This is a genomic window from Pyrodictium brockii, assembly GCF_055379715.1.
Genome location: NZ_AP042401.1, coordinates 536,229 through 562,632, shown reverse-complemented (window position 1 = coordinate 562,632; position 26,404 = coordinate 536,229). Strand labels below are relative to the sequence as shown.

The following is a 26,404-nucleotide window of genomic DNA, read 5'->3' as shown; positions in this document are numbered from 1 at the left end:
CTGTGCCGGGAGATGTGTCCTGTGCGAGAGGCGGGGCTAGTCTAGGGACCGCCTGGCCTCCTCAGCGAGGTAGGCGAGGTTGAGCTCCGTCTCGGGGTCGAACAGCATAACCTTTTCCCTCGGCACGACCACGTAGAGTTTTTCCCCGGCCTCCGGCCTCACGTTCGGCGGTGTCACAACCTTCAGGGGGACCCCGGCGGCCGTCAGCGTCACGATGTTCTCCTTGCCGAGCGGCTCGACCACGTAGACCTCAGCCATGATGCTCAGCGTGTCCTTCACCGGTTCCTGGCTGAGCCTAGCATGCTCTGGCCGGAACGCCACCACTACCTCTCTCAGCCCCCTCTTCGCCATCACCCTGGAGTAGTCCTCCCTGGGCGTGAACCATGAGCCCGCGACCTCAACCCTGCCCTCTTCGGCCTTGCCTGGGAGTATGTTGGCGGGGGGAGAGCCGATGAACCCGGCCACGAACAAGTTGCGCGGCGCATTGTAGACCTCGTCGGGGCTCCCCACCTGCTGCACCCTGCCCCGGTTAAGCACAACTATCATGTCGGCCATGCTCATGGCCTCCGACTGGTCGTGGGTAACGTATATCGCTGTTATCCCCAGGCTCCTCTGCAGCCTCTTCAGCTCCGCCCTTATGCGGAGCCGCAGCAGGGCATCTAGGTTGCTGAGGGGCTCGTCTAGGAGCAGGACCTCAGGCTCCTTGACAAGCGCCCGGGCGAGGGCGACCCTCTGCTGCTGGCCCCCGCTCAGCTGCCCCGGGTACCGGTCGAGAAGCTCCTCTATATGGAGGAGCTTAGCGACCTCATGCACCTTAGCGTCTATCTTCTCCCGGGGGAGCTTGCGCAGCCTCAACGGGAAGGCTATGTTATCATACACGGTCATGTGTGGGTAGAGCGCATAGTTCTGGAACACCAGGCCCACGTTGCGCTCCTTCGGCGGCAGGTCGGTCACATCCCGGTCCCCGAAGAATATGCGGCCGCTCGTCGGCTTGTAGATCCCGGCTATCAGGTAGAGTAGCGTCGACTTCCCCGCGCCGCTCGGCGCCAACAGCGCGGAGAATCTTCCGTCGGGGAAGATCAGCGACACGTTATCTACCGCCACTACCCGGCCAAACTTCTTTGTCACGTTCTCGAGCCGGACCTCCACCATTCAGCCTTTCACCCCGCCGCTGGCAGCTTCGAGGAGGAGCCTCTGGGTGATGATGAAGAAGACTATGGTGGGTAGCAGGTAGAGAGTGCCCGCGGCTGCCGCCACGGGCAGGTAGGCTGTCTCTATGTTACCCACCACCTCTTCTATAAAGGTAGCGAGCGTCTTGATGCCCCCGGTGTAGAGGAACACGTGCACGTATATCAGGTCTTCCCAGCCCGCTAGGAAGGCGAAGATGGAGAGGGCTGCTATCCCCGGCTTGACCTGGGGCAGCACTATCTGCCAGAAGGCGCGGAGCCGGGAGGCCCCGTCCACAAGGGCGCTCCACTCGACCTCCCAGGGTATCTTGTCGAAGAACCCCTTCATCAGCCATATGCTCATGGGTATCTCCAGGGCCGCCCGGGCCAGGATGGTGTAGAGGAAGCGGTACCCCGTAACCGCGTCCCTTGGCACAGCCCCGAGGCTCCAGACGTAGATGGCGTAGACCGCTATGATAAGCGCCACTCCCGGGAAAGCGTGCAGCAGGATTATGAGCTCCATGAGCCTGCGCCTCCCCGGGAACCTCATCCTGGAGAACGCGTAGCCCGCCATGACGCTCGCCGCGACAACCACGGCGGTGACGCCGAGCGCCACTATGAAGGTGTTGAGCACTATCGCTGCAAGGTCGCGGGCCGTGTAGAGCCTGCCGGCGGCGGGCTCCAGCCGGCCCTCAAGGAGGAGCCTCCAGTTATCGAGGCTGTAGCGGGCGGTGAATATGTCGGGGCCCGAGAGCATGTGGTCGGCGAAGCTCGAGAGCACGAGGAGCAGGTAGAGCAGCACCAGGGGGAGGGTGGCCAGGCCCACCGCCAGGCCCAGCACCAGGGTGAGGCGGCGCCTGGGCAGGGTCTCCACATCCCTGAGCTGGGACCACTCGGCCCCGCTCCTCCGCAGCCTGGGGAGGCGGAGCTGCACGGCTAGATCTCACCCCGCGGCTCCTGCATCATCCTCTGGAAGCCTAGCAGCCGGAGCGCGGCCAGGCCGAGCACCACGCCCAAGGCCACGAGCAGGGTGGAGGCAGCGGCCGCTAGGCCCTGGTCGCCGGTGGAGAACGCAGTGTTGAACACGTAGAGGGCCCATGTGCTCCCCCACCACCTGTCCAGGGCACCCCACTCCACCAGCAGGAATATGTGGGCGTAGGTTGTGACGAGGCTGAGCAGCTGCCAGATGGTAACGTACACCAGGTGCCAGCGGAGCTGGGGAACCAGTATGTGCCTAACCAGCTGCCAGGTGGAGGCCCCGTCCACCCTCGCGGCTATGATGTGTTCCCTGGGTATGCTGCGGAGCGCGCTGTAGAACACCACCATGCCGAAGCTCACGCCCACCAGGCCGTTGACGAGGACCAGTATGGCCCAGTCGCTGTAGGGGAGCAGCGCGGGGTTGGTGCCCCAGTCCACAGGCTTGTCTATAACGCCTAGCCGGAGGAGGATGCTGTTGAGCGTCCCGGTGCGGTCACCGAGGAAGAAGTAGTACCATATCAGCGAGTACACTGCTATAGGCGTCATGCGGGGAAGCATCCAGGCGAGCCTCGTCGGCAGGGAGATGCTCTCCTCCATTAGGAAGGCCGCCAGAGCCAGGGCGAGGCCGCCCAGCACGTTGACCAGGAGCGTGAGCGAGACGAACACTATGGTTGTGCGTATGATCTTGCCAACGTCCGGGTCGTGGAGGAGCAGGTGGAGGAGCCTCTCGTAGTTGTAGGTAGTGACGCTTCCGAGGTAGCGGTGCAGGTTCCAATCCCTAAGAGGCGTGAACCCGATGTAGATGGAGAGCATGAGGGGGGCTATGTAGAACACGGCTATGAGGAAGAGGGCGGGCATGAGGAAAAACGCTGCCGGGCCGAGCCTAGGCCTGGGCACAGCTTCACACCCCTAGGGGGATGCTAGGGGAAGCTCCAGTCCCTCGGGATCTCGCCGACAATCTCCACCGTCTTGGAGAGCTCGGGGTCCGCCTTGATCTTCGATATTATGTAGTTCACGGCCTCCTCGGGGGTCATCTCGCCCCGGAGCACCTTGTCCACGGCGCTGGCGAATATGTCGGCCAGCCTCGGGTAGTCGGGGTGCATCGGGGTCAGGTGGGTGTACTTCAGCATATTGCTCGCGTTGGCGAGGAACGCCACGTTTATGTCGTTGACGGTAGCCTTGACTATATCGGCTATGGAGTTCTTCACCTCGGGGCTCAGGTCTACCTGCAGCTTGGCCAGCTTCTCCACCCACGCCTTGTCTGCTATCAGCTCGGCCGCTGCCTTCCTCACCGGCAGGTGGGCGCTTATGATGCTGTGTATCGCCACCAGGTCAGGGTCGTCAGCCTTGACTACCAGGAGGAACGCCAGCATGTGGTACACGTCCTTGAGCTCGCTGTACCTGGGGTTGTCCTTGCCCGCGTTGCTCGCTATCATCCAGACGAAGGGCTGGCTAAGGGTCACCGGCTTATCACCGGGGTCGCCGGCTGCGAAGAGGGTATAGTAGAAGTACTTCTTCACCTCCTCGGTGGTCAGCGGCCTCTTCTCGCCGGTCTTCGGGTCCAGGTAGTAGGGCTTAGTCTGCCACTCCGTCCAGTGCCAGGTGCCGCCTATCCACACCAGCGTCTGGCCGCTGACCACCGCGGGGTGTATCTGCTTGGCCCAGTCCCAGCTCATCATGTCCTCCGGCAGCAGGTGGTCGCGAGCCATCCGCCACTCGACGTAGAGCCACTTGTAGACGGCCGGCACGTCGAGGACCAGCATGTTCTTCTCGGGGTCGTAGAGCCTGCCCCCGAAGGCGTAGATGAACTGTATTAGGTCTGGGTGGGCGCTGCCCTTACGGTGCAGCACACCCCACTTGCTGCACCCGCTCTCCACCGCCAGCTTGGCGTAGCGGTAGATGTCGTGCCAGGTTACCTCGCCCCTCTCTATCTTCTCCGCGAGGCCGGCGAGTATGTCGTTGCCGGTCTTCTCCTTGATGCATGCTGCTACGTCGGTGCGCCAGTAGAGGGGCCTAGCCTCGGTGTCCTGCGGCAGGCCGTAGTACCTGCCCTTGTACTGGACGGCTGCGAGCAGGCTGGGGTAGAAGTCGCCTAGGAGGCTCTTGTACTTCTCCAGGTAGGGGGTTATGTCGAGCAGGTAGCCCTGCTCGGCGAACCTCGCTATGTGCTTGTAGCTGTTAGCCATTATGTCGGGGTTGGCGTTGCTCTGGAAGGCTGCGGCGAAGTCCTCTGCCAGCTTGTCCCCGCCGCCGCGGCGGAAGTTCTGCTTAACCTCTATCCTGAAGTCTACGCCGTTCTTCTCTAGTATCTTGTTGAGCCTGTACGCGGCCTCGGCGACGGCGAGGGTCCTCATCACGCTGTTGGGGTCGCCGGCGCCCCAGACGGTGAAGGTGGCCTTGTGTATGCCCTGAGCCGCTAGGTAGCGGCCTATAGCTACTATGTCCTCCTCGATGTTGCCGGTGAGTGTTGGCTTGGAGGGCTTGGCCTGGCCTGCCGTTGCTGCTGGGGAGGATGCGGCGGCTGTAGTCGTGGTGGCCGCGGTGGCCGGCGGCGCTGTGGTGGTTGCCGCGGGCTTGCCTCCACGCTGGAGGGTTATGGCGGCTGCTATAGCTATGATAACTATTATTACGACCGCGGCGGCTATGAGGCCTGTGCGCTGAGCCATGGCACCACCACTCCTCCTGGGCACGTGAAAACCTCTTCAATTATTTACTATATACTGCGTAACAGTTGTTAGCTAAAAGTCTTGCCATTATAGGATGCTGCGGTCTATTGCGGGGGCTTGGTGGGCGTGGAGAGGGATTAGCCGCTATGCTTATATCGCGGCCCCGGGTTAGCCGTGGGCTTGGCGTGGGAGATTGGATACGAGGCGGGCGATGCGCTTGGATTCGAGAATGAAGTAGAGCTGCAGTGCGTGGCGTGCGGCGCCAGGTACCCGCCGCACCCGAGGCTGGTCCGCTGCCCCCGCTGCGGCGGCCTCCTCGATGTCAAGGTCGAGCCCGCGAGGCCTCCATCCTGGAGGCTCTGGGAGCAGCGGAGGCCCGGGGTCTGGAGGTACCGGGAGCTTCTGCCGGCGGTAAGCGGCGTCAAGCCCGTGAGCATCGGCGAGGGGGCTACCCCGCTGGTGGAGCTCGAGAACATAGGGAGGATGCTGGGCTTCCGGAGGCTCTACGCTAAGAACGAGGGCCAGAACCCGACGGGGAGCTTCAAGGACCGCGGCATGACCGTGGCGGTGACGCTGGCTAAGGCGGCCGGCGCCAGGGCTCTCGTGGTGGCGAGCACGGGCAACACTGCTGCAAGCGTCTCCGCCTACGGCGCCAGGGCGGGGCTCCGGAGGATAGTGGTGGTGCCCCGCGGGAAGACGGCGCTGGGCAAGCTGGCTCAGAGCGTGCTCTACGGCGCCGATATAGTGGAGATAGAGGGGAGCTTCGACGACGCGCTGAGGGCCGTGATGGAGGCGGTGGGGAGGGATGCGAGGCTCTACCCTCTGAACAGCTTCAACCCCTGGAGGCTGGAGGGCCAGAAGACCCTCGCCTACGAGGTTGTCGAGGCGCTTGGAGGGGAGCCGCCCGACTGGGTGGTGGTCCCAGTGGGCAACGCGGGCAACATATCCGCTATATGGAAGGGGTTCCGGGAGCTCCACCGCCACGGGCTGATAGACAGGCTGCCGAGGATGGCGGGGGTGCAGGCTGAGGGCGCGGCGCCGCTAGCCAGGGCCTGGAGGAAGGGGCTGAACGAGCCGCTCTTCGTAGACAAGCCGGAGACGAGGGCGACAGCGATAAGGATAGGGCACCCGGTCAACTGGCCCAAGGCTATGAGGGCAGTGCGGGAGAGCAACGGCGTCTTCACGATGGTGAGTGATAGGGAGATACTCCGGGCCCAGGCGATGCTGGCGAGGCTGGAGGGCGTCGCCGTGGAGCCTGCCAGCGCGGCGAGCCTGGCGGGCCTCATAAAGCTCGTCGAGGAGGGGGTCATATCAAGCGACGAGACAGTGGTGATAGTGCTGACGGGCCACGGGCTGAAGGACCCCCAGGCTATGCTGGAGGCGGGGGCCAGGAGGTACGTGGCGGCCGGCGTGGAGGACGCGGTGAAGCTGGTCACCAGCCTGGCCGGCGGCTAGCCCCTATTTCTATCCCCTACCTGAGCCGGCCTCTCCTCCACCCTCCTCGCGTAGACGAGGTAGCCCGTGTGGGCTATCATAGTCGTCTTCGGCCTGAGCGCGTCGCCCCGGGGCTCGTACTCGCGGAGCAGGACCTCGTAGACCCGGGTCTCCGCCCAGCCGCCGCGGAGATCCATCGCGGATAGGAGCCTCGAGACCTGGTTGACCGCCGGGAGGAAGAAGACGGCGCCGGCGCCGGGGCGGAGGGCGCGGTGTAGCACCGGTAGCACCGCCCAGGGGTCGGGCATGTCCACCACGGCCGCGTCCAGCCCCTCCTCGTCCACCCCCAGCCTCGCGTCCCGGTGCTTCAGCTCCACGCGGTCCAGAAGCCCCACCGTCTCCAGGTTCTTTCTGGCGGTCTCCAGCATGTCGCTGCGGACCTCGTAGCTGTAGACCCTGCCGGTGGCTCCCACAGCCTGAGCGAGGACTATTGTAGTGTAGCCGCTGCCCACCCCTATCTCGAGCACCCGGGCCCCCGGCTTGAGGTCGAGCAGCATGAGTATGAGGCCGTGGTCCTTCGGGTATATCACCTGGCTCCTCCTGCGCAGCCCCCTTTCCATGTAGTCGACCAGCCGGGGCTGGAGCACCAGCGCCAGGGCCCCGCTGCTCAGCCTCACCCAGGAGCCGTAGCGGAGCCCCACCAGGTCGTCGTGCCTCACCACGCCCCGGTCGCTGCCCTGCACCCTGCCCCTCTCGACCCGGAACAGGAACCTCCTCCTCTCATCCAGGACGAGGAGCACTGGGCAGCCCTCGCACACCACGTCGCGGCAGCACTCGCCCCCCACGGGGATGCACTCCCCGGGGGAGGGCCGCGGGGCTGTAGAGCCCGCCTATAACGATGTCACGCCGCAGCCCCCGGCCGCCTGGAGGCTATCAGGCTATAGGGCTCCGGGCCCCGGGTAGCCCCCGGGGACGTGATGAACGCGCCGGAAGCGAACCCCGGGCCGAGGCGCCACCACGGCGGCGCTGATGGCGTAAGCCGGGTTGGCTGAGGCCCTCCTCCCCGGAGCTCTCGCAGCTGGAGAAGAGGCGGCGGTGATACATGGTTCTCTACAGCCCCCTAAGCCCCTAGCCCTCCCGCGCGCCTAGTCCCTCCCAGCGGTGAGCTGGCCGTGAGCCTCGGCGTCGAGAAGACCGCCTGCCACAGCCTCGCCCAGGCCGGGCTCCCCCTCGACGGGGCGGCGGAGGCCGCGTGCATACTAGCCTCCAGCGCCGAGGCCGCCGAGATGGAGGGCGACGTGTGGCTCCGGCTGGGCGAGGAGCTCGTAGCGGAGAGGTTCACCGGCCTGGTCTGCGTAGAGTATGAGAGCGGCCACAGCCTCGGCCTGGCGGTGGTCGACGGGGTGGTCTTCGGAGCCCACCTGGCGGACCCGGGGGAGGGCCACGCCTGGGGCGAGGCAGCGCTCGACACTGCTGAGGGGCTCTGGGGCCCCGCCCTCGTGCGCCGCCTCCCCCTCAGCCTGGGGGAGCTGGAGAACCTCACCCCGCGGCTACAGCAGCCCCCGGCCTAGCCAGGCAAGCCTCTCCATGAGGTATAGGCGGTGCCCCGGCCTCGGGTGAGGGTTGACCAGGAAGACCACCCCGGGGCCCCTCCTGGGCCTCAGGCCCAGGAGCGCGTCGAGGTAGGCCCGGGCCACCACTGGCTCCTCTGGAAGCGCGCCCGTCATCCGGTAGAGGGCTGAGATGCTCCAGGCCCCCGCCGCCCGGAGCGAGTATATGTCAGCCAGGTGCTCCCAGGCCCAGCTGAAGCTCACCCACGCCAGCCCCGCCGCCAGCAGCATAGCCGCCGCCTCGGCGGCCCCCAGAGGCCCCGCCCCGGCCAGCCTCATAGCGGCCGCTACCAGCCAGGAGGCGAGGAGGGCCACGAGGCCGGCGAGCACCAGCGGGGGGAGGGGCCGAAGGGCCTCCAGGTGCCCAGCCTCGTGTGCCACCACGGCCCCCGCCTCCTCCGGCCTCAGCCTCTCGTAGAGGCCCCTCGACACGTAGATCCTCCCCAGGGCCGCCACGGTGAAGGCTGTGGGCAGGCCGGAGGATAGCAGGAAGACCCTGTAGAGCCGGCCGCCAACCCTGTAGACGAGGCTGCCCAGCGTCCTCCTGCCAAGCCTCCAGCTGATAGCCAGGTACACAAGGCCCAGGGCCGGCCCAACCATGGCCGCCGCCAGGGGGTCGACACCGCCACCCCCCGCGGCCATGAGCGCCCCCGCCGCCAGCGCGGCGGCCATGAGCGCGCGGAGCCTGGCCCACGCCTTCTCGGGGTCGCCGCGGAGCACCAGCACGTATAGCCCGGGGAGGGCTGTGGCGAGCACGATGCCGGCGTAGAACGCCGCCCCCGGCAGGGAGGCGTGAGAAGCCCCCGTCATGGCTGATACTCCCGCTGAGGCCTCCTCCCATCCCCCGGCGTGGACGCCCGGGGGCCTCTATAGTGGCTGCGGCCCAGCCCCCGGCAGCGGGTGAAACCCCTAATAGCCCTCGGCATAGCCCCTTGAGGCGGCAGGGTGAGGCCCTCTCTAGGCGGTGGGGCGCCGTGGCGAGCGAGGGAGCCGGCAGGCTCGAGCAGCGGCTAGAGCGGCTGCTGGCGTCCCTGGACAGGATGAAGAAGCTCCTAGAGGACATAGCCCTGGACGAGATGAGTGAGGCAAGGGCCTATGGCGACCTGGCGAGGCTCTGCCACGACGAGGACAGTAGGTGGAACCTCCTCCTAATAGCCATGGATAGCATCGTGCACAAGGAGATAGCCTGGGCGCTGATACGCGCAGCAAGCGAGATAGAGGTTACGGTGAAGGAGGTGCTGAGCTACAAGCCCAGGCCAGAGGACATGGGCAGGCTCCTCGGCCTCCTGGAGGCGCACGCTACCATAGAGGACCTGGCCCGCAGCAACTATGAGGGCATAGTGCCGCTGGCCGAGCCGGGCACAACGCTCCGGAAGCTCGCCGAGCTGCTCACCGAGGAGGAGGCGAAGCACCAGAGGCTGGTAGCGTCCGCCCTCCAGAGGCTCCAGAGGCTGGTAGAGGAGGGCAGGGGGGCCGGGGAGGCCAGGGGCTAGATGTAGCCCTCCTCGACGCACATCTTCTTCATTACAAGCGCGTCCTGGTCTAGCAGGGGGCTCTCGGAGATCACCACGCCCTCTATCCCGGTCTCCTTGTAGGCCCTGCAGACTATCCTCCACTCCGGCCCGTACTCGGTCTCGCTCAGCGTGTGGTGCTCCCTCTCGCCGCCCCGCCCGTACTCTATCCTGCTGAAGTGGGTGTGGAGGGGCTTCACAGCCCAGCTTCCAAGCTCCCTCTCTATCCTCTCTATAACCTCTATGACGTGGTCCAGGCTGGTTATGTACTTGCCCTCGCTCCTGGCGTATAGGTGGGCCCAGTCGACGGCCGGCCTGCTGAACTCTACCTCCCTGCATATCTCTATCACGTCGTCCAGGCTCCCCACCTGGCTTGTCTTGCCAGTCGTCTCGGGGGCTAGCCACACCCCCCGGATACCCTCCTGCTTCATCCACTCGACGAGGGGCCGGAGGCTCTCGATGGTCTTGCGGAGCGCATCCCTCGGGCTAGGATTGTCCCGGTAGTAGCCAGGGTGGTAGACGACCGCGTAGGCGCCCATCCAGCTCGCCGCCCTCACAGCAGCCCTAAGCCTCTCAATACTCTTCCTTATGGTCTCCTCGCTGCCAGCGAGGTTTATGTAGTAGGGTGCGTGCATGGACAGTGTTGTCCCGTACTTCTCTGCCGCCTCCCGTATAGCCCTCGCCTTCTTCTCGCTGATCCGTACCCCGCGCACCGCCTCGTACTCTATAGCCTCGAGCCCCTCCTTGGCCACGTACTCTATGGCCTTCACGTAGTCCCCGCTCTTCATGCCCACAGGCTTGCCGGCTGGCCCAAACCTCATCCTACGGCTCATCCCGGCGACCCTCCACCCCAGGGGCTCCCACAGGGCTGGTTGAAGAGGCCCGCGGCAGGGAGGCCTGCGCGGGTCAGCAGAGGGCTCAGCGGGTCCACTCTCTGCATCCCCCGGGGGCAGGCCCCCCGGGGCTTGAGCCCGCCACACTCTTCACAGCCCTCTCTTCCCGCCTGCCCCTCTACCTCCCGAGTATAAGGTAGGATGCGAGACCCATGTAGATAACCGTGACCCCTATGTCGGTTATAGTGGTGAGCAGCGGTGACGACAAGGTTGCGGGGTCTATGCCCAGCCTCCTGGCCAGTATGGGGAGGCTTGCGCCTATAACATCGGCCATCATGATAACTATGAAGAGTGTGAGCGCTACTACTAGCGAGAGCTTCACCTCGCCCCCGCTCAGGAGGAGCGCGAAGACGAACCCCACGGCCGACATAGCTGCTCCTATGAGGGCTGCGGTGGCCACCTCCTTTAGGAGAACATATACTATGTCATGGCGGCTCTTCTCCGATATCTCCCCGAGGGCCAGCGCCCTGACTATCATCGAGCTGGCCTGGCTCCCGACGTTGCCGCCGGTATCCATCACCAGAGGTATGAAGGCTGCGAGCAGGGCTATGCGGCGTATAACGTCCTCGTAGCCCATAATTATGTTGGCTGTCACGCTCTCCACGAGGAATATCATGAGGAGCCACAGTATGCGGCGGCGGAAGAGGTCAAGCACCCTGGCCTTCAGGTACCTCTCCTTCGGCGCCTCCACGCCTCCGAGCAGGGCTATGTCCTCCGCCGCCTCCTCGGTGAGCACGCCGGCCATGTCCTCTATGGTGATTAGCCCGAGGAACCTGCCCTCCTGGTCCACCACGGGGAGCCTGCTGATATCGTAGCGGAGCATTATCCTGGCAGCCTCCTCCCTGTCGGCCTCGGGTTCCACAGTTGCCCTCGGCTTCAGCGCCAGGCTCCCCAGCCTCTCCCCGGGGCCCGCGCGGAGGAGCTGGTCTACGGTGACCAGCCCGAGGAGCCTGCCCTGGCTGTCCACAACCACCACTGTGTCCCGCACATCGTGCTCCCCGCTCCGCAGCTCCTGGAGAGCCCGCTGCACGGTGTCGTCGGCCCGGAGCACCGGTACGCTGGTGGTCATCACGCCGCCAGCGGTGTCGGGGGGATAGCGGAGCAGCCTCTGCGCCTCCTCGCGGAGGGGCTCCGGGAGCCTCCCGAGGAGCTGGCGGCGCAGCTTCTCCGGGAGCTTCTGCAGCACATCCACCGTCTCGTCGGGCTCCAGGGTGGCCAGCGCCCTGGCGAGATGGTCGGGGTCCAGGCTCCCAGCTATCTCCTGCGCCGTGGCCTCGTCGGCCAGCAGCATTATCCTCGCGAGGCTGCTGTGGGAGAGCACGCGGTATATGCGGCGCCGGGCCTCCTCAGGGAGGCGGAGCAGCGCGTCCAGGAGATCCGGGGGGTCGAGGTAGAGCTCCAGAAGGTTCACAAGCCCCGGCTTGTCCTCGAGAAACTCCGCCAGCAGCTCGGCGCCCTCGGGGCCCAGGTAGGCGGCCTCCACCCGTGCCTCGCCGCCGAGCTGCTCCCTGATCCGCTCAGCCAGCTCCCCGGGCTCAAGCCTCGCATCCACCATGAAGAGTATCCTCGCCCTCCCGTCCACCCTGTAGCCCAGGCTGGTAGCCACGTTGGCGCCTAGGCTGTGGAGGAGCCCGGATACCCTGGACAGCAGCCCAGGCCTATCCTGGGTCTCGACGAGCACCAGCAGCCTCCTAGTCACGGTCCCCGACCCCTCCTACCAGCGCCTGCCCCTTCCCGGCAGCGGCCGGCGGCCCTGGGTAGGCCGCCGAGGACGCCCCCGACGCCGGAGACCATGGCGCCCGCGAGCCCCCTGGATACCAGCATGGCGCCGGCGGCGCCGCGAACAGCGCTAGCCTAGCCGGGATCCACGCCACGACGGCCAGCGCTACACCCAAGCGCTCCCCCTCGCCACCCTCACTAGCCCCGGGGCCGCAGGGCCGAGGTTAATGACTTAACTCGGCCCCCGGGCCGCCATGGACCCCAGGGAGCGCAGCCGTGGCGCCGACGGTGGTGGTGAAGATCAGCGGGAAGCACGTGAACCCGGAGAAGCCGGGCATGGTGCGGCGCTACGCCGAGGTGCTCCGGCTCCTCAGCCGGGAGGGCTACCGGCTCGCCGTAGTGGTGGGCGGGGGCCCCGTGGCCCGGGCCTACATAGCCGCGGCGGAGGAGGCTGGCGCCGGCAAGGCCTTCCAGGACATGCTGGGGATAGAGGCGGCGCGGCTGAACGCCCGGCTCCTCGCCGCCGTGCTGCAGCCGGAGGCCTACCCGGAGCCCCCGAGGAGCCTCTGGGAGGCGCTCGAGGCCGCGGCCACGGGGAGGATACTGGTCGCCGGGGGCTTCCAGCCCGGCCAGAGCACCGCGGGGGTGGCTGCGCTGCTGGCCGAGGCCCTCGGCGCCGAGCTGCTCGTGCTGGCCACGACAGTTGAAGGCGTCTACACCGCGGACCCGAGGAGGAGCCCCGAGGCCAGGCTCATACCCAGGCTGAGCTACGGGGAGCTGCGCCGGGTCCTCGAGCAGAGCCTTGAGCCCGGCCGCTACGAGCTCCTCGACCCCCTCGCCCTCTCCATAGTAGAGCGGAGCAGGATACCCGTCCGCGTGGTGGACGGCTCAGACCCCTGGAACGTGGCCAGAGCCGTCCGGGGCGAGCAGGTGGGGAGCCTCATAGAGGCCTCCTAGCGCACCCCGGCGCTACGTCAAACTGCTGACTAGAGGCTGCTGCGGAGAAGAGTGGTGCTGGGAACGGTACCTCCACCCTACTCTCCACAGGCCTCGACTGCATGAAGAAATGGGGAGGGGCGAGGGCGGCAGCCGGGGCACCCTCGGGGCCGCCGGGTTCACTATAGTAGCCGCGCCCGGCGGCCCCATTAGTATGCTCTCACTTATCTGGTAGAAGCTCCCTCTTACTTATGCGTAACGCTCTAAGTTATAAGCTAAGTTTATATAAGAGAGTGGGGAGAGCAGGGAATAAGGGCGGGAACCCTCCATCTAGCTGAGGTTGTCGTAGTGTAGAGCTTCATGCAGCAATACTGCTCCCTAAGCCCTAGCCTCGGAGACCCCCTAGCTTTTTACCCGCCTGTCGAGGTGCCTCGGGCACTCTATCCTCCCCGCTAGGTCCTCTACCACGTACTCCTGGCCGCGTGGGGCCAGGAAGCTGCAGTCGGGCACGTCCCTCGAGACCACGGCGCCGGGGTAGATCCAGCTGTAGGCCCCCACCCTCACCCCGGGGAGGAGGGAGACGTTGACCCCGGTCTGCGCGTAGCCGCCTATGAAGGCGCCCAGCTTCCTCCTACCGGTGTCGACGCGGCGGCCCTTCAGCGTCATCTTTACAGTGGAGTGGTCGAAGCGCAGGTTGGCCGTGACCGTGCCGGCGCCGAGGTTGGCGTGCTCCCCCACCACGCTGTCGCCCACGTAGCTGAGGTGGGGGGCCTTAGCGCCCTCCATCAGAATGCTCGCCTTCACCTCCGTGTGGGCCCCCGCCCTGCTCCCCCGGAGGAGGAAGCTCCAGGGCCGGAGCCTCGCCAGGGGCCCCGCCTCGCCCTCGATCCAGGCGGGGCCCTCGACCACGGTGCCGCTCCGGACCACGGCCCCGGGCGCCACGTAGACGGGGCCGCGGAGCACGGCGCCGGGCTCGGCCTCCCCCTCCACCAGGGGCTCCCTCCTCGGGCCCATCCTCTCCCTGAACACCGCCTTGTAGGCCTCTATGGCCTCCCAGGGCCTCCCCACGTCCATCCACAGCCAGTCCCCGGTGACGATCCTCACGCACTCCTCGGCCGCGAGGGCGGTGAGCGCGTCGGTGACCTCCAGCTCTCCCCGGGGGCTCGGCTTCAGCCCCCGGAGCAGCTCCTCGAGCCTCCCGCGGGGGAGGAGCATCACCCCCGTGCTGACCAGGCTCCCCGGCCTGGCGTCCGCGGGCTTCTCCCGGATCCCCCGCAGGCAGCCCCTCTCGTCGATGTCCACCACCCCGTACTCCCAGGGCCTCTCGCTCGGCACGGCCGCGAGGGCGGGGGCGCCGGCCCCGGCCACGGCCTCGAGCAGGCCGCGGGAGACGAGGAGGTCCCCGTTGACCAGCAGCACCTCGTCGACGCCCCGTGGGAGGGCCTCAACCCCCACCATGGCGGCGTCCCCGGTGCCCCGCTGCTCCCGCTGCACAGCGTAGCTGGCGGCGAGCCCCTTCTCCTCCAGGTGCCTCCTCACCGCCTCACCCGCCCAGCCACCGGCCACGACAACCACTACGCCGTCTACGAGGCCCTGGAGCTGGCGTAGGAGGCGGCTGAGCAGCGTCTCCCCGCCAGGCAGGGGGAGCAGCGGCTTGGGCCTGGTGGAGGTGAGCGGCCAGAGCCTCTCCCCCCTCCCCGCCGCCAGGACGACGGCATACCGAGCCAAGGCCTCCCCCAGCCCCGCCCCCGGGGCGCCACGGTATTAGGGCCTGCCAGCCCCTCCCAGAGCCCGGGGGCCGGGGGGCCGTGGAGAGGGTGCTTGACTACGCCTACGTGGAGGAGCTTGCCCGGCGCCGGCGCCGCGAGGCCGCCCGCCTCTCCGCAGCGCTTCGGCAGCGGGGGGAGGCGCGCAGGGGCCGCAGGAGCCTCCAGGACAGCCTGCGCCTGGCCATGCTGGCGGTAGAGTCCTCCCAGCTGCTAGTGGAGGTGGTCGAGTGGGGGAGGGCAGGGGAGAGGCGGGTGCTGAGGCTGAGGAGCTAGCGGCGAGGCTCCTCGAGGAGCTGGCCGGGGAGCTGCTGCCCCGCCTTCGCCTCCAACGGGACGAGACGAGGCGCTTCCTCCTCCTCCTGGCCTGGCTCAACACGAGGCTGGAGGAGGAGGGGCTCGGCAGGATAATAGTGACAGGGGGCTTCGCGGCCGAGGTCTACACGGGCAGGGTCTACCGCACCATGGATGTGGACGTGATAGTGGAGGGCAGGGCGGCCCTCCTGGTCCTGGAGGCCCTCCTGCGCCGCGTGGCGGAGCCCCTGGCCAGGGGCTACCTGCCCCGCGACGAGGCGCTCGCGGTCAAGTCGGTAGACATCGTGTCGACGGTCTATAGCCGGCCCGCGCCCCCGGTGAAGCTGGTGGTGGACGGCTACCACGTCTACATCGAGCCGCCGGAGGAGATACTGGTACGCTACCTGGCCGGCTGGAAGCACTGGGGCTCTACGGAGGACCGGGACAAGGCCCTCTGGATCTACACCGTGTGGAGGGATAGGCTCGACTGGGGCTACCTCGTGAGGCGGGCCCGAGAGGAGGGCGTGGAGGATAAGCTGAGGGAGCTTGCCGGGCTCGTGGAGCGGGCTAGGAGCCGGCGAGAAGCCTAGCAGACCTCTTCACGGTCTCCAGCGCCTCCCGCAGCGTGTCGAGGCTGGGGGCCAGGGATACGTGGAGGGCTCGGCGCCCATCGTCGAGCGTGACCCGGCGCACGTCCACGCCCCTGGCGAGGAGCTCCTGGGCCAGCCTCTCCGCCTTGGATAACGCCTCCTCGCCGCTGTAGAGGGCCCGGTACCTCTTGCCGGCCAGCTCCAGCTCCCGCTCGCGGAGCCTCCCCCGCGACTCGGCGGTGTCGCGGGCCACGAGCCTCCTGGCCCACCGGTCTCCCGGGTCGTAGACGTGGGCCTCCCCGGGGAGCGGCGAGGCCAGGCGGAGGGTCACCTCCAGCCGGTCCCTCCGCCGCTGGAGGACTACCACCGGCAGGTAGAGGAAGACGTGGCTGGGCGGCATGGTGTAGAGGATCCAGGCCCTGCCGGCCCAGGGCCAGTCGAGCCGGTAGACGGCGCGGAACCCCACCAGGTAGCCTAGAAGGGTGTAGGTCTTATCCCTCGGCCGGAACACGTCCTCGAGTATGCCTACGACAGCCCTCATACGCATCAACATGCTCCGGCGGACCTGGAAGAACCAGACCACAGAGGCCGAAGAGAGCGCTATCAGCGTGTAGACTGCCAGCCACCCGGCCGGGCCCACTGGCGGGCCACCGCGGCCCCGGCGCCCGCGGACCCCCTCTTATAAGACATGAGGCCCGGTGCCACCGGGGCGCCGGGCTTACCCGGTTACTGGGGGCTAGAAGCTATCAACCGGCGCTGAGAGCCATGGCTAGGGTAGAGGACTTCGCAAAGGCCTGGAACCCGCAGCCCAAGGGCCCCGGCGTCATAGAGAGGATTAAGAACACGATAAACCCCCCGCCCCCCATGAGGCACAAGCTCGCCCTAGCGCTGTACAAGCTGCGCGTGCAGAACAACAAGCTGGAGTACATCATAGCTAAGATGAAGGAGCGGGACCAGGCGCTGTTCGAGAAGGTGGTCCAGGCACAGATGGAGAAGGACACCACTAGGGCAGCGATGTACGCCGGCGAGGTAGCAGAGCTGAGGAAGATGATAAAGAGCCTGCTGGTCGCCAAGTACGCCATAGAGAGGGTGGCCCTGAGGCTAGAGACTGTCATGACTATGGGCGACGTGCTGGTGGGCCTGGCCCCAGTGGTGGGCGTGATAAGGGACCTGCGCCGCCACCTCACCGGCCTGGTGCCGGAGATAGGCCTGGAGATGGCCGAGATAGGCGAGATGCTCGAGGGCGTGGTGACAGAGGCAGGAGAGTTCACCAGCTTCACGAGCGCGCCCACGGTGTACAGCGAGGAGGCCAAGAAGATAATGGAGGAGGCTGCGGCCGTAGCCGAGCAGAGGATGCGGGCCGAGTTCCCGGAGCTGCCCAGCGCCTTTCCCAGCCCCACCCAGCAGGGCAGCCAGAACCGGAACCAGGACGGTGGCACCAAGTAAGCCACTCCAGCCCCCGGGGGCCCGGGGCGCCGCGGGGGCCCGGGCAAGGATTTTTGCTGCCCATTCTACCCGCGCCGGCCTCCTACCCGCTGCAGCCCCGCCTTACCTCGAGGATGTAGTCGCCGAGCTTCTCCACGTCCCCGAGGCTGCTGGGCGCTCTCCCCATGTGGGCTACCAGCGCCATGCTTGGCGGCGGGTCCGCCCGGCACCTTGCCTCCTCCAGGCGGCTGAGGCTCCTCTCCTCCACCTCCGAGAAGCCTAGGCCCCGGGCCCGCTCCCCCAGCACCCTATTGGCCACGATCATCTTGAGCGCTATGCCCAGGCTGGCGAGCTTCCCGGCTATCACCTCCACCTCGTAGACTGGGAGGGGCTCCGGCGTCGCCACAGCTACCACGCTGGTGCGGGCGGGGTCGGTCATCTCCCTCCGGAGCGCCTCGTAGCGCCCCCTCAGCTCCTCCAGCTTCTTCAGCACCGGGTCGTCGGCCTCCACGGGCCTACCCATGGCGTTTGCTATAGCGTATTTTATGGAGACTATCTTCTCCCGCAGCTCCCTCAGCCTCTCAACCCAGAAGAGGTGGAGCCCCGGGAGCGAGACCACGCGCAGCGCTATGCCGGTGGGCGGGGTGTCCACTATGACGATGTCCACGTCCCGGCGCTGATAGAGCTGGCTCAGTATCCGGAGGAAGACCTCCTCCTCGAAACCCGGCGCCTCCCGGATAACCTCCACAGCCCTCTCGATGCTCAGCGCCTGCAGCCCCGGCATGAGCCTGCGGAGGAGCATCGAGTACTCCTCCGCAACCTTCCTCGCAACCCCCTCGACCTCGTACTGGACCGCCCTAAGCCCAGGCGCCTTCTCCACCTCCCGGAGCGGCCCGGGGAGCCTGAGGTACTCGAGCAAGTGGCCGGCCGGGTCCAGGCTCGCCACAAGCACCCGGCGGCCCTGCCTGGACAGCTCGTAGGCCAGCCGTAGCCCTACAGTGGTCTTCCCCACCCCGCCCTTACCCATAACCATTACCACGTGGGGGAGCCTCCAGCCCTCCGTATCGAGGCCCTCCACCAGCCAGGGCAAGGCTCTACCACTCACCCCCCATCCTGCTGAACAGGTCGGCTATCGCGTCGGCGCCGCGCCAGGTCCTCTCGAAGAGTATGCGCGTCTCCCCCTCAAGCAGGGGAGCCAGCTCGGCGGCGACCCCCATGGGGGCCAGAGGGAGGCCTACGAGGCTGCCGAGAACGAGGCTTAGGAAGGCGTGCTCGAGCTCCAGCAGCTCGAGCTCAAGGACCTCCACGCCCTGCTCGATTAGGGCCTCCTGCATCCCGGTTATGAATGCTTTAGCCTCGCCCAGGAGCCTGCGGAGGAATCTTAGCAAGCCGCATCCCCTAGGAGACAGGGGTACGCCGAGAGGGGAGGAAAAAGGGAGTGGGTAGGCTCCCCAGCCGCCGGGATGTACTGGCTAGGCTCTCCTCGCAGCGGCCTCGACCGCCGCCTTCCTGGCCCTCTGCAGCCCCACCACGTAGAGGTAGATCAGCAGGAAGTCGGCGGCCAGCGATACCAGCACCATGCTGCCGGCGCCAACCTTCTGTATCCACGGGTAATGCGGCAGCACCGCCGCAGTCCACCATATAAGGGCGGCCGTCACAGTTATCCACAGGAACCAGGCAGGCGCTTGTATCAGCAAGTTGGTCCTGACATCCCGCTTCCTCAGCACGGCGTATACCCACAGCGCGCTGGTGAGCAGCGCCAGGGCCGCCAGCAGCTGGTTGGTGCCGGAGAAGGCGGGCCAGATGATGTTGTAGGCTGGCGCGGGCTTCCCGTTTATCACCACGCTGGGGTAGGCCAGCCCGGCGCCCAGCAGCACAGCGATGCCGCTGGCAACGAACCTGTTAGCCACAATATTGTAGGCGATGGGGCTCCTGTCAGCGAGCCAGTCAAACATCTCCTGCCAGGCGAACCTGGCCAGCCTCGTGGCGGAGTCGAGGGTGGTTAGGATGAAGGTTGCCAGCGCTATGCCCGCGAACTTGGCCATGAAGCTGGCCACTGCCGTGCTGCCGCCAAACGCCTGGCCCAGCATGAACCCGTAGCCAAGGGTGAAGCGCTGTATCTTGTTCAGCACCAGTATGCCGTTCTGACGGTAGGTCTCTATCACCTGCTCCTTCATGCCCATGGCCTTCAGGAACTCGGAGAAGCCGGGGTGCTGCCAGGCGAAGGCTATCGGTATCACCACAGCCATGCTGGACACCGCTCCCTCGGTGAGCATGCCGCCGTAGCCTATCATCAGCGCGTCCAGCTCGCTGGCCAGCTGCTTGCTCGTAGTGCCGCTCGCCACCACGCTGTGGAAGCCGCTGAGCGCCCCGCAGGCTATGATTAGGGGTATTGCCGGCCAGAAGGGCGTAGCCTGGCCAACGAATATCTTGGGCGCGAAGCTGGTATAGGCGGGGCCGGTGAGCCCCTTCCAGGCGATGCCAAGCGCGCCCAGTATCGCGAGGCCCACGAAGCTCCAGAGCACGTAGGCGTTCAAGTAGTCGCGCGGCTGCAGCAGGTACCAGACGGGGAGCACGCTGGCTATGAAGCTGTAGAGGGCTAGGAGTATCAGCCACGTGTGGTAGGCGTCGCCGGGTATTAGGAAGGGGTACTTCACCGCGAACGCTATGCCCAGAGCCAGCGCGGCCAGGCCTATTACTGTGCTGGCTCTGGGGCTCAGCCTGGTCCTGTACATCAGGAAGCCCAGCATCACCGCCAGCGGCATGTAGATCATGGCCTTGGAGGCTGAGGATGGCTGCACAGCGAACAGCTTAGCGTTCACGCTTATGAAGGCTGCCAGCACTAGTATCAGCGCGGAGTAGACGTAGAGCAGGAATATGTACTTGGCCCGCCTGCCCATTACGTTCTCGGACACAGACATTATAGAGACTCCGCCGTGCCTCACGCTGGCCATGAGCGAGAGGTAGTCGTGCACAGCGCCGATGAAGATGTTGCCGAAGATTATCCAGAGCAGGGGCAGGCCCCAGCCATAAGCCATGGCTATGGCGGGCCCCACTATTGGGCCCGCGCCCGCTATGCTGGCGAAGTGGTGGCCATACAGCACGTACTTGTTGGCGGGCACATAGTCTACGCCGTCAAACATGGTGTGGGCCGGCGTCCTCCTCTCGGCAGACGCCTCGACAACCCGGCGCTCGAGTATGTGGCGGCCGTAGTAGATGTATGCGATGGCGTAGAGGGCTAGCACTATACCCGCGACCAGGCCCGCAGGGGTGTACACGGCCGCTCACCTCCTAACTGCAGTCTTTATTGATGCCGGGGCCTCGCCGAAGGCCAGGGCGGGGCCCACCAGCACCAGGAACCAGCCTAGGAGAATCGCTACCGCGTCGGGGGTCCAGGCCTCCCTCGAGCCCAGGTGGCCCTTCATGATGGCCGCTGCGAAGGCGTAGATGAAGAGCGCTATGCCCAGCGCAGTGATGGCAAGACCCAGCGCGCGGCTGGCCGAGCCGGGCAGGTCATGTCACCCCTGGATGCCTGAGGCCTTGCGCCTACCGCTGGGTGGGCCTCGAAGGCCACTAGGATCTGTGATCTGTATAAATTTTGTTCCGGATCAGTGAAGCCTAAATCCTTAAGCTGAAACAAAGAGGATGCCACAGCCTAGGCAGTGGACCCAGAGGGCTTCGGGCGCGGCAGCGGGGCTGCGCAGCAGAGCCTCGGACATATTACCGCCGGCGCCCGCGGCCCTAGGGACTTCCCGGCGGCGCCTGCAAGGGTGACCCCCGGGGTGCCTGAGAACAGCTACGTGGTGTACCTCCTCCAGCGCCTCATAGCCGTGCCCACGGTGAATCCTCCCGGCGAGCACTACGCGGAGATGGCCGGGCTTCTCCGCGAGGAGCTGGAGGCCCTGGGGCTCGAGACCCGGGTGGTCCGCGTCCCGGACGAGGTGGTGGAGAAGCATTACCCCTGGGCCAGGGGCTACCCCCGCTTCATAGTGCTGGCCAGGCTGGGCGAGGGCAGGCCTGTGCTGCACCTCAACGGCCACTACGACGTGGTGCCGCCGGGGCAGGGGTGGGCCAGGGACCCCTTCAACCCGGTGGTCGAGAACGGGAGGGTCTACGGCCGCGGCGCCACGGACATGAAGGGCGGGATAGCGGCTGTAATAGCAGCTATCCGGGGCCTCGTCGAGGAGGGCTGGAGGCCCCGGCGGGGCAGCATAGAGCTGAGCTTCACCCCCGACGAGGAGACCGGGGGAGAGACCGGCGTGAAATACATGCTCGACGAGGGCCTGACGCTCCCGGACTACGCCCTGGTGGCTGAGCCGAGCACCACGTCGAGGATATGGATAGGCAGCCGGGGCGCGGTCTGGATGAACGTCCACGTCTACGGCAGGCAGGCCCACGGCTCAACCCCCTGGCTCGGCCTCAACGCCTTCGAGGCAATGGTGGAGATAGCCTACAGGCTTATCCATGGCTACAAGCCCAGGCTGGCGGAGAGGAGAACAGACCTGCCCATGGACGATCCCAGGGCGGCGCACCCGACGATCACGATCGGAGGGGAGATCGAGGGGGGAGCCAAGACCAATGTCGTGCCCGGCTACTACCGGTTCAGCATAGACCGCCGCCTCATACCCGGCGAGGACCCCGACGAGGTGGAGAGGGAACTACGGGACTTCATCATGGAGTCCGCGGCGCCGCTTCTCGAGAAGGGCTACCGGGTAGAGGTCGAGACCACGGGGAAGGCGCCGGCAACCTGGATACCCCCGGACAACCCCTTCGTGGAGACCGTGGCGGAGGCTGTCCGGGAGGCGCTGGGCCTGGAGCCCCTCCGCACCATCTGCACTGGCGGCCTCGACACCAGGTACTTCCAGCAGCGCGGAATCCCCGCCGTGACCTACGGGCCCGGGGCCCCCGGGGCAGCGCACAAGCCGGACGAGTACGTGCCCCTGGAGGAGCTCGAGAACGCTGTGAAGGTGTACAGGGCCCTTATACGCAGAATACTGGGCTAGCAGGCCCCCGGGAAGGAGAAAAGGGAAGGAGAAAAAGCGGAGGCAGGGCCCCGCTGCCCTAGTGCTCTATCCTCTTCTTCATCCCCCACGGCCACCACGCGGCCCTGCCCAGCAGCGATATAGCCAGCGGCGTCAGCAGGTAGGACGCCATCAGCCCCGCCAGGAGCACCGTCGAGGCCAGCGTAAAGCCCATCTCCCTCATACCAGTGTTGCTTGCGGTCATCATCGAGGCGTAGGCGACTGTTACCACCAGCGAGAGGCCTATTATGAAGAGGCTCACCGCGCCCGCCGCCCTAGCCACCGACTTCTTGGGGTCGCAGCCGGTTAGGTGGCACTCCTCGAGCGCCCTCGCCAGGAAGAAGCTGTTATAGTCCATGCCTACGCCGAGCACAGCCATCATAGCCACTATGTTGAGGAACCATAGCACGGGCTTCCCGAGCAGGTCCTGGAAAAGCAGTATGCTCGCCGCTATCCCCATAACCGCGGCGCCTATTATCACCGTGAGCGCTACTACTGCAGCCACGAGGCTGCCGAACACCACTGTGAAGACTAGTATCATTAGCAGCGCCGCCGCGGGGAGGATGCGGTGGTAGTACAGCTTGTGGAGAAGCTCATCCATCTCCAGTACGCCGTAGGGCGCGCCGCCCACGTAGACGGTGAAGCCGTGGCTGCTGGCGTAGCTGTGGGCCACCCGGTGTATCTCCTCCACCGCTTCCTGGCCCTCCCGGCTGTAGGGGTCCACGCCGAGTATGACCTGGATAACCGCCACCCTGCCGCCGCTGCTTGTGAGCCTCCTGCCGCCGCTGCGCGCTGCCTCCCCGATGCTGACCTTCACTCCGTGGGGCCTGGTGGGGGCTAGGACCTTGTAGACGCCGGGCACCTCCGCTATCTTGTCCACCAGTCCATCCAGCATAGCAGCGGTAGAGTTGTCCTCCCACACGCTGTGGGGGAGCACCGCGGCCACGTAGACCGGGTCCGTTATGCCTGGGGCGAACTCCTCGCTTAGCACGTTGAACGCCTGGAGGGCTGGCGCGCTCTCCGGCAGCATCAGCTTCATGTCATGGGTGCCCTTGAAGCTTACGTAGTAGTGGCCGGAAACGATTATCAGCAGGGCGAGGACCGCGAACAGGGGCGCCTCGTAGCAGGTCAGCAGCCTCATCACCCTGCTCTCGCGTCCCACGTGCCTCTCCCTGCTCGGCCTCCTCGGCCACCAGAACCAGCGGCGGCCGCCGAGCAGTGCTAGGAGGGCAGGCACCAGGGTCAGGCTGGCGGCGGCGGTGGCGGCGACGGTTACCGGTATATTCTCGCCCATTCTGCGTAGGAAGCCTACCTCCCAGCCTAGCAGCAGGCTGCCAAAGCCTATGATCACGGTGAGCGCGCTGGCAACTATGGCGGGGCCGGCACGCCTGAGAGCCCTCCTAGCCGCCTCCCGGGCGTCCTCGAGCTTAGCGTACTCCTCGCGGAACCGGTGCACCAGGTAGGCGGCGTAGTCCGCGCCCAGGCCCAGCGCCGTGGTCATCATCAGCGCGTGGGTCTGGGAGTCGAGGCTCACTATCCCGTGGCTGGCCGCCAGGTAGATGATGGCGCCGCCGACCAGGAGGCCCAGGAAGATGCCTATATAGGGCAGTATGACGGCGAACACGCTCTCCAGGATGACCAGTAGCACTATGAATGTGCCGATCTCGCTGAACCCGCTAGTCTTCTCGACATCCTCCCTCGCATACTTCTTCACCTGGCTCAGGAGCAGGTCGCTTCCACTAACATATACCTTGCCATGGGCTATATGCATGCTGTCCAGCAGCTCCTCGACTAGCCTCCCGGCAGCCTCGGTGTTGCCCGCCCTCTCGTCCTGCGTAGAGCCCAGCGGCTCGCCCATCACGGTGAAGGCGTGGTGGTCCCTGGATACTAGGAGGCCCTCACTACTCCTCAGCAGCTTCGGGTACACGCTGCCGAGCAGCAGCCTCTCCGCCAGCAGGCGTGCCGCCCCCTCCACGCTCGTCTCGTTCCTAGCCGCCTCAACCGCTAGCCTGGCCAGCTCGCCCGGCAGCCAGCTCGGGGGCTTCAGCCCATCCACGCTGATCCTGCCTATGTTCTCCCTTACCCCTTTCTCCAGCATCTCCTCGACCAGGCTCCACTTCCTCTCCGCGGGGATCACGGGGCCCTCCCTGATCACGGTGTCGAGCATCCCCTCCACGGTGCCTGTCATGTTCTCCGGGGTGCGGGCTAGCACCTGGCGGCGCAGCTCCCCGGCCACTATCCTCTTCAACGCCTCCCTGCTGTGGAGCATCTCCACCAGCTGCTCCGGGGTGAAGGGCAGCCGCTTGCCCTGCTTCTCGACCATCCAGGCCACGGCCTCGGCTGCAAGGGTCTCGTTGGACGCCAGCAGCCCCTGGGCCCCGGGGTCGTAGCGCCTGAGCGCCTCCACAACCAGCTGGGCCTTCTCGGCGCCCATTCGCCCCGCTGCCTGGCGCTCCACAAGCTCCAGGGCCAGCTCCCTCAGCCGGCTAGGCCCCGCCTCGCCCCTCGCAACCAGCCTGGCCAGCTCCTCGACCACGTCCCTGGGCATCCTGGCGCCCTTCCCCGCGGCCTCCCGGTAGACCAGCTCCGCCGCCAGCCTGGCCAGCTCCTCGGGGCTCTTGGCCAGCAGCCCCCGGGCCTCGGGGTCAGCCTGGAGAACCAGGGGCACTAGGCCGCGGGCCTCAGCGGGGAGCCGCTGCTGGAGCAGCTCCGCCGCCAGCCTGGCTGCCTCCCTGCGGCCTCCATGCCCCCGGAGCAGCTTCTCCGCGGCCTCCACGGCCCCGGCTGGGGCGCCCAGCTGCTCCAGAAGCCTGGCCGCGGCCTCCATGCTCCTCTCCGGGCTAGCTGCCAGGGTGCCGTTGGCACCGGGGTCCTCCTCCACGAGGAGCCTTGCCAGTGTGCTGGTGGCGTTGCCGGGGAGCCTCATCCTGGCAGCGGCCCCGGCCGCCACCGCCTCAGCAGCGTCGAGGGGACGGAGCCTGCCCTCGACCGCTAGCCTTGCCAGCTTCTCGGCGGCGTCTCTCGGCAGGCCTTCCTCCTCCAGGCTCCCGGCTAGTATGCCCGTGGCGATCTCGTCGGCGTGGCTCGCCACGCTCTCGGCGGCCCGGCTGGCTGCCTCCTGGGCGAGCTGGAGCAGCCTGAGCTGGCTCTTCACGTGCATGGGCGGGGGCTGGAGGAGGAGCAGGGCCTCGCTAATGTTCATCCCCCTCTTCTCTCTGCTGAGCTCCTCGGCCCAGTGGCCCGCGAGGACGGGGAGCAGGCTGCGGAGCGTGCCCGGTGTCTGGTTGGCGAGGGCCTCCACTGCCGCCTTCAGCGCGGCCGTGTCGGGGTCGGCTCCCCCTCTAACCATACTGGCTATCCCGCGCCAGGCCTGGATGGCCTCCTTCCTGGGGAGCGGGGCCAACCTCGGGCTCACCTGGGTGAGGTTGGCTACCCTGGCGTAGGCCTGGTAGCTGCCGTTGTAGAGCTCCAGGTAGTAGTAGGCCCTGCCCAGCTGCCACCACGTGTAGGCTATTAGCTGCATAGTCTGGTTAACGGCCGTCCTATTGGAGAGGAGTAGTCTGAGCCTCGAGGCGCTCCGGGACAGGTTATGGTAGAGACTGCTGTACGCCTGGTCCAGCCCGGCCAGCCCCGTAGCGGTCCCGTTGAGCCTGGCCGCTACCTCTAGCAGGGAGTCTGTGGCGTTCTCAAGGGCGAGGTCTACCCGGGCGAGCCCCTCCATGGTCCGGTTTAGGGCTGCTGCGAGGCTCAACAGGCTCCTGTAGGCCTCTACATAACCTTTATCGGCCTCCATTAGCCCCCTTACGCTCTGGTTAAGCATTCTCACCTGCCTGCTAGCGTTCTCCAGCGCCGAGGCGTACGCCTGGTCCAGCTGCTCCAGCATCGCGTAGAGCCTCGCCGCGTTGCCGGCCGACATGTTGACCGCCTGGAGCATCGCTTTGTACAGGGACTCGTTCACAGCGGCAAGCATTAGGGGGAGGCTGCTGACACCCCTCATGTAGCTGCTTACGCTCTCGTTGAACCTTCTGCCCCACTCCACAAGCTTCAGCACAGTCCCGTTATCGTCGAGGTTGACCCCGGTGACAACTATGACCCCGATGCCTCCATGACCGCTCAGAACCCTGCTCATGAGCTGCTCAGCCTGCCTGGTCTCGCTGCTCGGCGGGAGGCTGTACTGCTGCTCCTTAACCACGCTGCTCAGCCTGGCGAACAGAGGCGCCGCCGCCACGGCCACGATTATCCAGATGGCTACAACCGCGAGGGGCCTCCTCGTTATCGCCTCAGCCAGACCCACACTACACACCCACGAGGTATCGGGGCCCGACACATCTCCAGGGGGATAAATCGCTTTCCATAGACGCTCATAGCCGGGGCCCCGCCCTATCTAGATTAGAG

23 protein-coding genes are annotated in these 26,404 nt (G+C 66.5%); 8 read left to right on the top strand and 15 right to left on the bottom strand.

Annotated elements, in window-relative coordinates; all coding sequences use genetic code 11:
* Nucleotides 1–36 precede the first annotated feature (36 nt).
* From ACZ42Y_RS03135 to ACZ42Y_RS03120, 4 genes are read right to left on the bottom strand one after another with little or no spacing between them, the layout of a single operon-like run.
* The gene (locus ACZ42Y_RS03135; RefSeq protein WP_058371464.1) at nt 37–1,152 is read right to left on the bottom strand and encodes an ABC transporter ATP-binding protein; all 1,116 of its coding nucleotides are present in this window, start codon (nt 1,150–1,152) and stop codon (nt 37–39) included.
* Nucleotides 1,153–2,100, bottom strand: a complete 948-nt coding sequence (locus ACZ42Y_RS03130; RefSeq protein WP_464735676.1) for an ABC transporter permease subunit — start codon at nt 2,098–2,100, stop codon at nt 1,153–1,155.
* A 2-nt stretch (nt 2,101–2,102) separates the two neighbouring features.
* Nucleotides 2,103–3,041 (bottom strand): carbohydrate ABC transporter permease, encoded by a 939-nt coding sequence (locus ACZ42Y_RS03125; protein ID WP_236698207.1) that lies wholly within the window; start codon nt 3,039–3,041, stop codon nt 2,103–2,105.
* A gap of 23 nt (nt 3,042–3,064) precedes the next feature.
* Nucleotides 3,065–4,810 (bottom strand): ABC transporter substrate-binding protein, encoded by a 1,746-nt coding sequence (locus ACZ42Y_RS03120; protein ID WP_058371465.1) that lies wholly within the window; start codon nt 4,808–4,810, stop codon nt 3,065–3,067.
* Nucleotides 4,811–4,990: 180 nt separating this feature from the next.
* Here ACZ42Y_RS03120 and thrC point away from each other — a divergent pair, with 180 nt between their 5' ends.
* Nucleotides 4,991–6,265, top strand: coding sequence for a threonine synthase (gene thrC, locus ACZ42Y_RS03115; protein ID WP_236698208.1), 1,275 nt, complete (start codon nt 4,991–4,993; stop codon nt 6,263–6,265).
* Here thrC and ACZ42Y_RS03110 read toward each other — a convergent pair.
* The gene (locus ACZ42Y_RS03110) at nt 6,262–7,089 is read right to left on the bottom strand and encodes a tRNA (adenine-N1)-methyltransferase (RefSeq protein WP_058371466.1); all 828 of its coding nucleotides are present in this window, start codon (nt 7,087–7,089) and stop codon (nt 6,262–6,264) included. The two genes, thrC and ACZ42Y_RS03110, sit on opposite strands and share 4 nt — an antisense overlap.
* A gap of 327 nt (nt 7,090–7,416) precedes the next feature.
* On the opposite strand from ACZ42Y_RS03110, the gene ACZ42Y_RS03105 reads away from it, so the two are divergent.
* The gene (locus tag ACZ42Y_RS03105) at nt 7,417–7,815 is read left to right on the top strand and encodes a hypothetical protein (protein ID WP_058371467.1); all 399 of its coding nucleotides are present in this window, start codon (nt 7,417–7,419) and stop codon (nt 7,813–7,815) included.
* On the opposite strand, the gene ACZ42Y_RS03100 is transcribed toward ACZ42Y_RS03105, so the two are convergent.
* Nucleotides 7,795–8,664, bottom strand: coding sequence for a M48 family metalloprotease (locus ACZ42Y_RS03100; protein WP_058371468.1), 870 nt, complete (start codon nt 8,662–8,664; stop codon nt 7,795–7,797). The two genes, ACZ42Y_RS03105 and ACZ42Y_RS03100, sit on opposite strands and share 21 nt — an antisense overlap.
* A gap of 164 nt (nt 8,665–8,828) precedes the next feature.
* Here ACZ42Y_RS03100 and ACZ42Y_RS03095 point away from each other — a divergent pair, with 164 nt between their 5' ends.
* Entirely contained in the window at nt 8,829–9,347 is a 519-nt protein-coding gene (locus ACZ42Y_RS03095) for a hypothetical protein (RefSeq protein WP_464735675.1), read from the top strand.
* Here the strand turns inward: ACZ42Y_RS03095 and ACZ42Y_RS03090 are convergent.
* Both ACZ42Y_RS03090 and mgtE read right to left on the bottom strand, forming a co-directional pair.
* Nucleotides 9,344–10,198: a TIM barrel protein gene (locus tag ACZ42Y_RS03090; RefSeq protein ID WP_058371470.1), complete on the bottom strand. Its 855-nt coding sequence runs from the start codon at nt 10,196–10,198 to the stop codon at nt 9,344–9,346. The two genes, ACZ42Y_RS03095 and ACZ42Y_RS03090, sit on opposite strands and share 4 nt — an antisense overlap.
* Before the next feature lie 178 nt (nt 10,199–10,376).
* Nucleotides 10,377–11,957 (bottom strand): magnesium transporter, encoded by a 1,581-nt coding sequence (mgtE, locus tag ACZ42Y_RS03085; protein WP_464735674.1) that lies wholly within the window; start codon nt 11,955–11,957, stop codon nt 10,377–10,379.
* 296 nt (nt 11,958–12,253) lie between these two features.
* Between mgtE and pyrH the strand changes: the two genes are divergently transcribed.
* Nucleotides 12,254–12,934, top strand: a complete 681-nt coding sequence (pyrH, locus tag ACZ42Y_RS03080; RefSeq protein ID WP_058371472.1) for a UMP kinase — start codon at nt 12,254–12,256, stop codon at nt 12,932–12,934.
* 381 nt (nt 12,935–13,315) lie between these two features.
* Here the strand turns inward: pyrH and glmU are convergent, their stop codons facing one another.
* Entirely contained in the window at nt 13,316–14,641 is a 1,326-nt protein-coding gene (gene glmU / locus ACZ42Y_RS03075; RefSeq protein ID WP_464735673.1) for a bifunctional sugar-1-phosphate nucleotidylyltransferase/acetyltransferase, read from the bottom strand.
* Between the two features lie 80 nt (nt 14,642–14,721).
* Between glmU and ACZ42Y_RS03070 the strand changes: the two genes are divergently transcribed.
* Nucleotides 14,722–14,955 (top strand): hypothetical protein, encoded by a 234-nt coding sequence (locus tag ACZ42Y_RS03070; protein ID WP_058371474.1) that lies wholly within the window; start codon nt 14,722–14,724, stop codon nt 14,953–14,955.
* The gene (locus tag ACZ42Y_RS03065; protein WP_201783118.1) at nt 14,910–15,563 is read left to right on the top strand and encodes a hypothetical protein; all 654 of its coding nucleotides are present in this window, start codon (nt 14,910–14,912) and stop codon (nt 15,561–15,563) included. The genes ACZ42Y_RS03070 and ACZ42Y_RS03065 overlap by 46 nt, the downstream gene beginning before the upstream one ends.
* Here ACZ42Y_RS03065 and ACZ42Y_RS03060 read toward each other — a convergent pair.
* Nucleotides 15,541–16,203 carry a hypothetical protein gene (locus tag ACZ42Y_RS03060; protein WP_058371475.1) on the bottom strand — a complete coding sequence of 221 codons (663 nt, stop codon included), beginning with the start codon at nt 16,201–16,203 and terminating at the stop codon, nt 15,541–15,543. The two genes, ACZ42Y_RS03065 and ACZ42Y_RS03060, sit on opposite strands and share 23 nt — an antisense overlap.
* Before the next feature lie 125 nt (nt 16,204–16,328).
* Between ACZ42Y_RS03060 and ACZ42Y_RS03055 the strand changes: the two genes are divergently transcribed.
* Nucleotides 16,329–17,009: a Snf7 family protein gene (locus ACZ42Y_RS03055; protein ID WP_464735672.1), complete on the top strand. Its 681-nt coding sequence runs from the start codon at nt 16,329–16,331 to the stop codon at nt 17,007–17,009.
* A gap of 82 nt (nt 17,010–17,091) precedes the next feature.
* Here ACZ42Y_RS03055 and ACZ42Y_RS03050 read toward each other — a convergent pair whose 3' ends face one another.
* From ACZ42Y_RS03050 to ACZ42Y_RS03035, 4 genes are all read right to left on the bottom strand, one after another.
* The gene (locus ACZ42Y_RS03050; protein WP_058371477.1) at nt 17,092–18,078 is read right to left on the bottom strand and encodes an ArsA family ATPase; all 987 of its coding nucleotides are present in this window, start codon (nt 18,076–18,078) and stop codon (nt 17,092–17,094) included.
* A gap of 4 nt (nt 18,079–18,082) precedes the next feature.
* On the bottom strand, nt 18,083–18,376 hold the full coding sequence (locus ACZ42Y_RS03045) for a DUF7990 family protein (RefSeq protein ID WP_464735671.1): 294 nt from the start codon (nt 18,374–18,376) through the stop codon (nt 18,083–18,085).
* An 84-nt stretch (nt 18,377–18,460) separates the two neighbouring features.
* Nucleotides 18,461–20,266, bottom strand: a complete 1,806-nt coding sequence (locus tag ACZ42Y_RS03040; RefSeq protein ID WP_464735670.1) for a carbon starvation CstA family protein — start codon at nt 20,264–20,266, stop codon at nt 18,461–18,463.
* Between the two features lie 6 nt (nt 20,267–20,272).
* The gene (locus ACZ42Y_RS03035; protein ID WP_464735669.1) at nt 20,273–20,413 is read right to left on the bottom strand and encodes a hypothetical protein; all 141 of its coding nucleotides are present in this window, start codon (nt 20,411–20,413) and stop codon (nt 20,273–20,275) included.
* A gap of 357 nt (nt 20,414–20,770) precedes the next feature.
* Here ACZ42Y_RS03035 and ACZ42Y_RS03030 point away from each other — a divergent pair, with 357 nt between their 5' ends.
* On the top strand, nt 20,771–21,991 hold the full coding sequence (locus ACZ42Y_RS03030) for a M20 family metallopeptidase (RefSeq protein ID WP_464735668.1): 1,221 nt from the start codon (nt 20,771–20,773) through the stop codon (nt 21,989–21,991).
* 58 nt (nt 21,992–22,049) lie between these two features.
* On the opposite strand, the gene ACZ42Y_RS03025 is transcribed toward ACZ42Y_RS03030, so the two are convergent.
* Complete coding sequence (locus ACZ42Y_RS03025; RefSeq protein ID WP_464735667.1) at nt 22,050–26,303, bottom strand: MMPL family transporter; 4,254 nt, start codon at nt 26,301–26,303, stop codon at nt 22,050–22,052.
* Nucleotides 26,304–26,404: the final 101 nt, after the last annotated feature.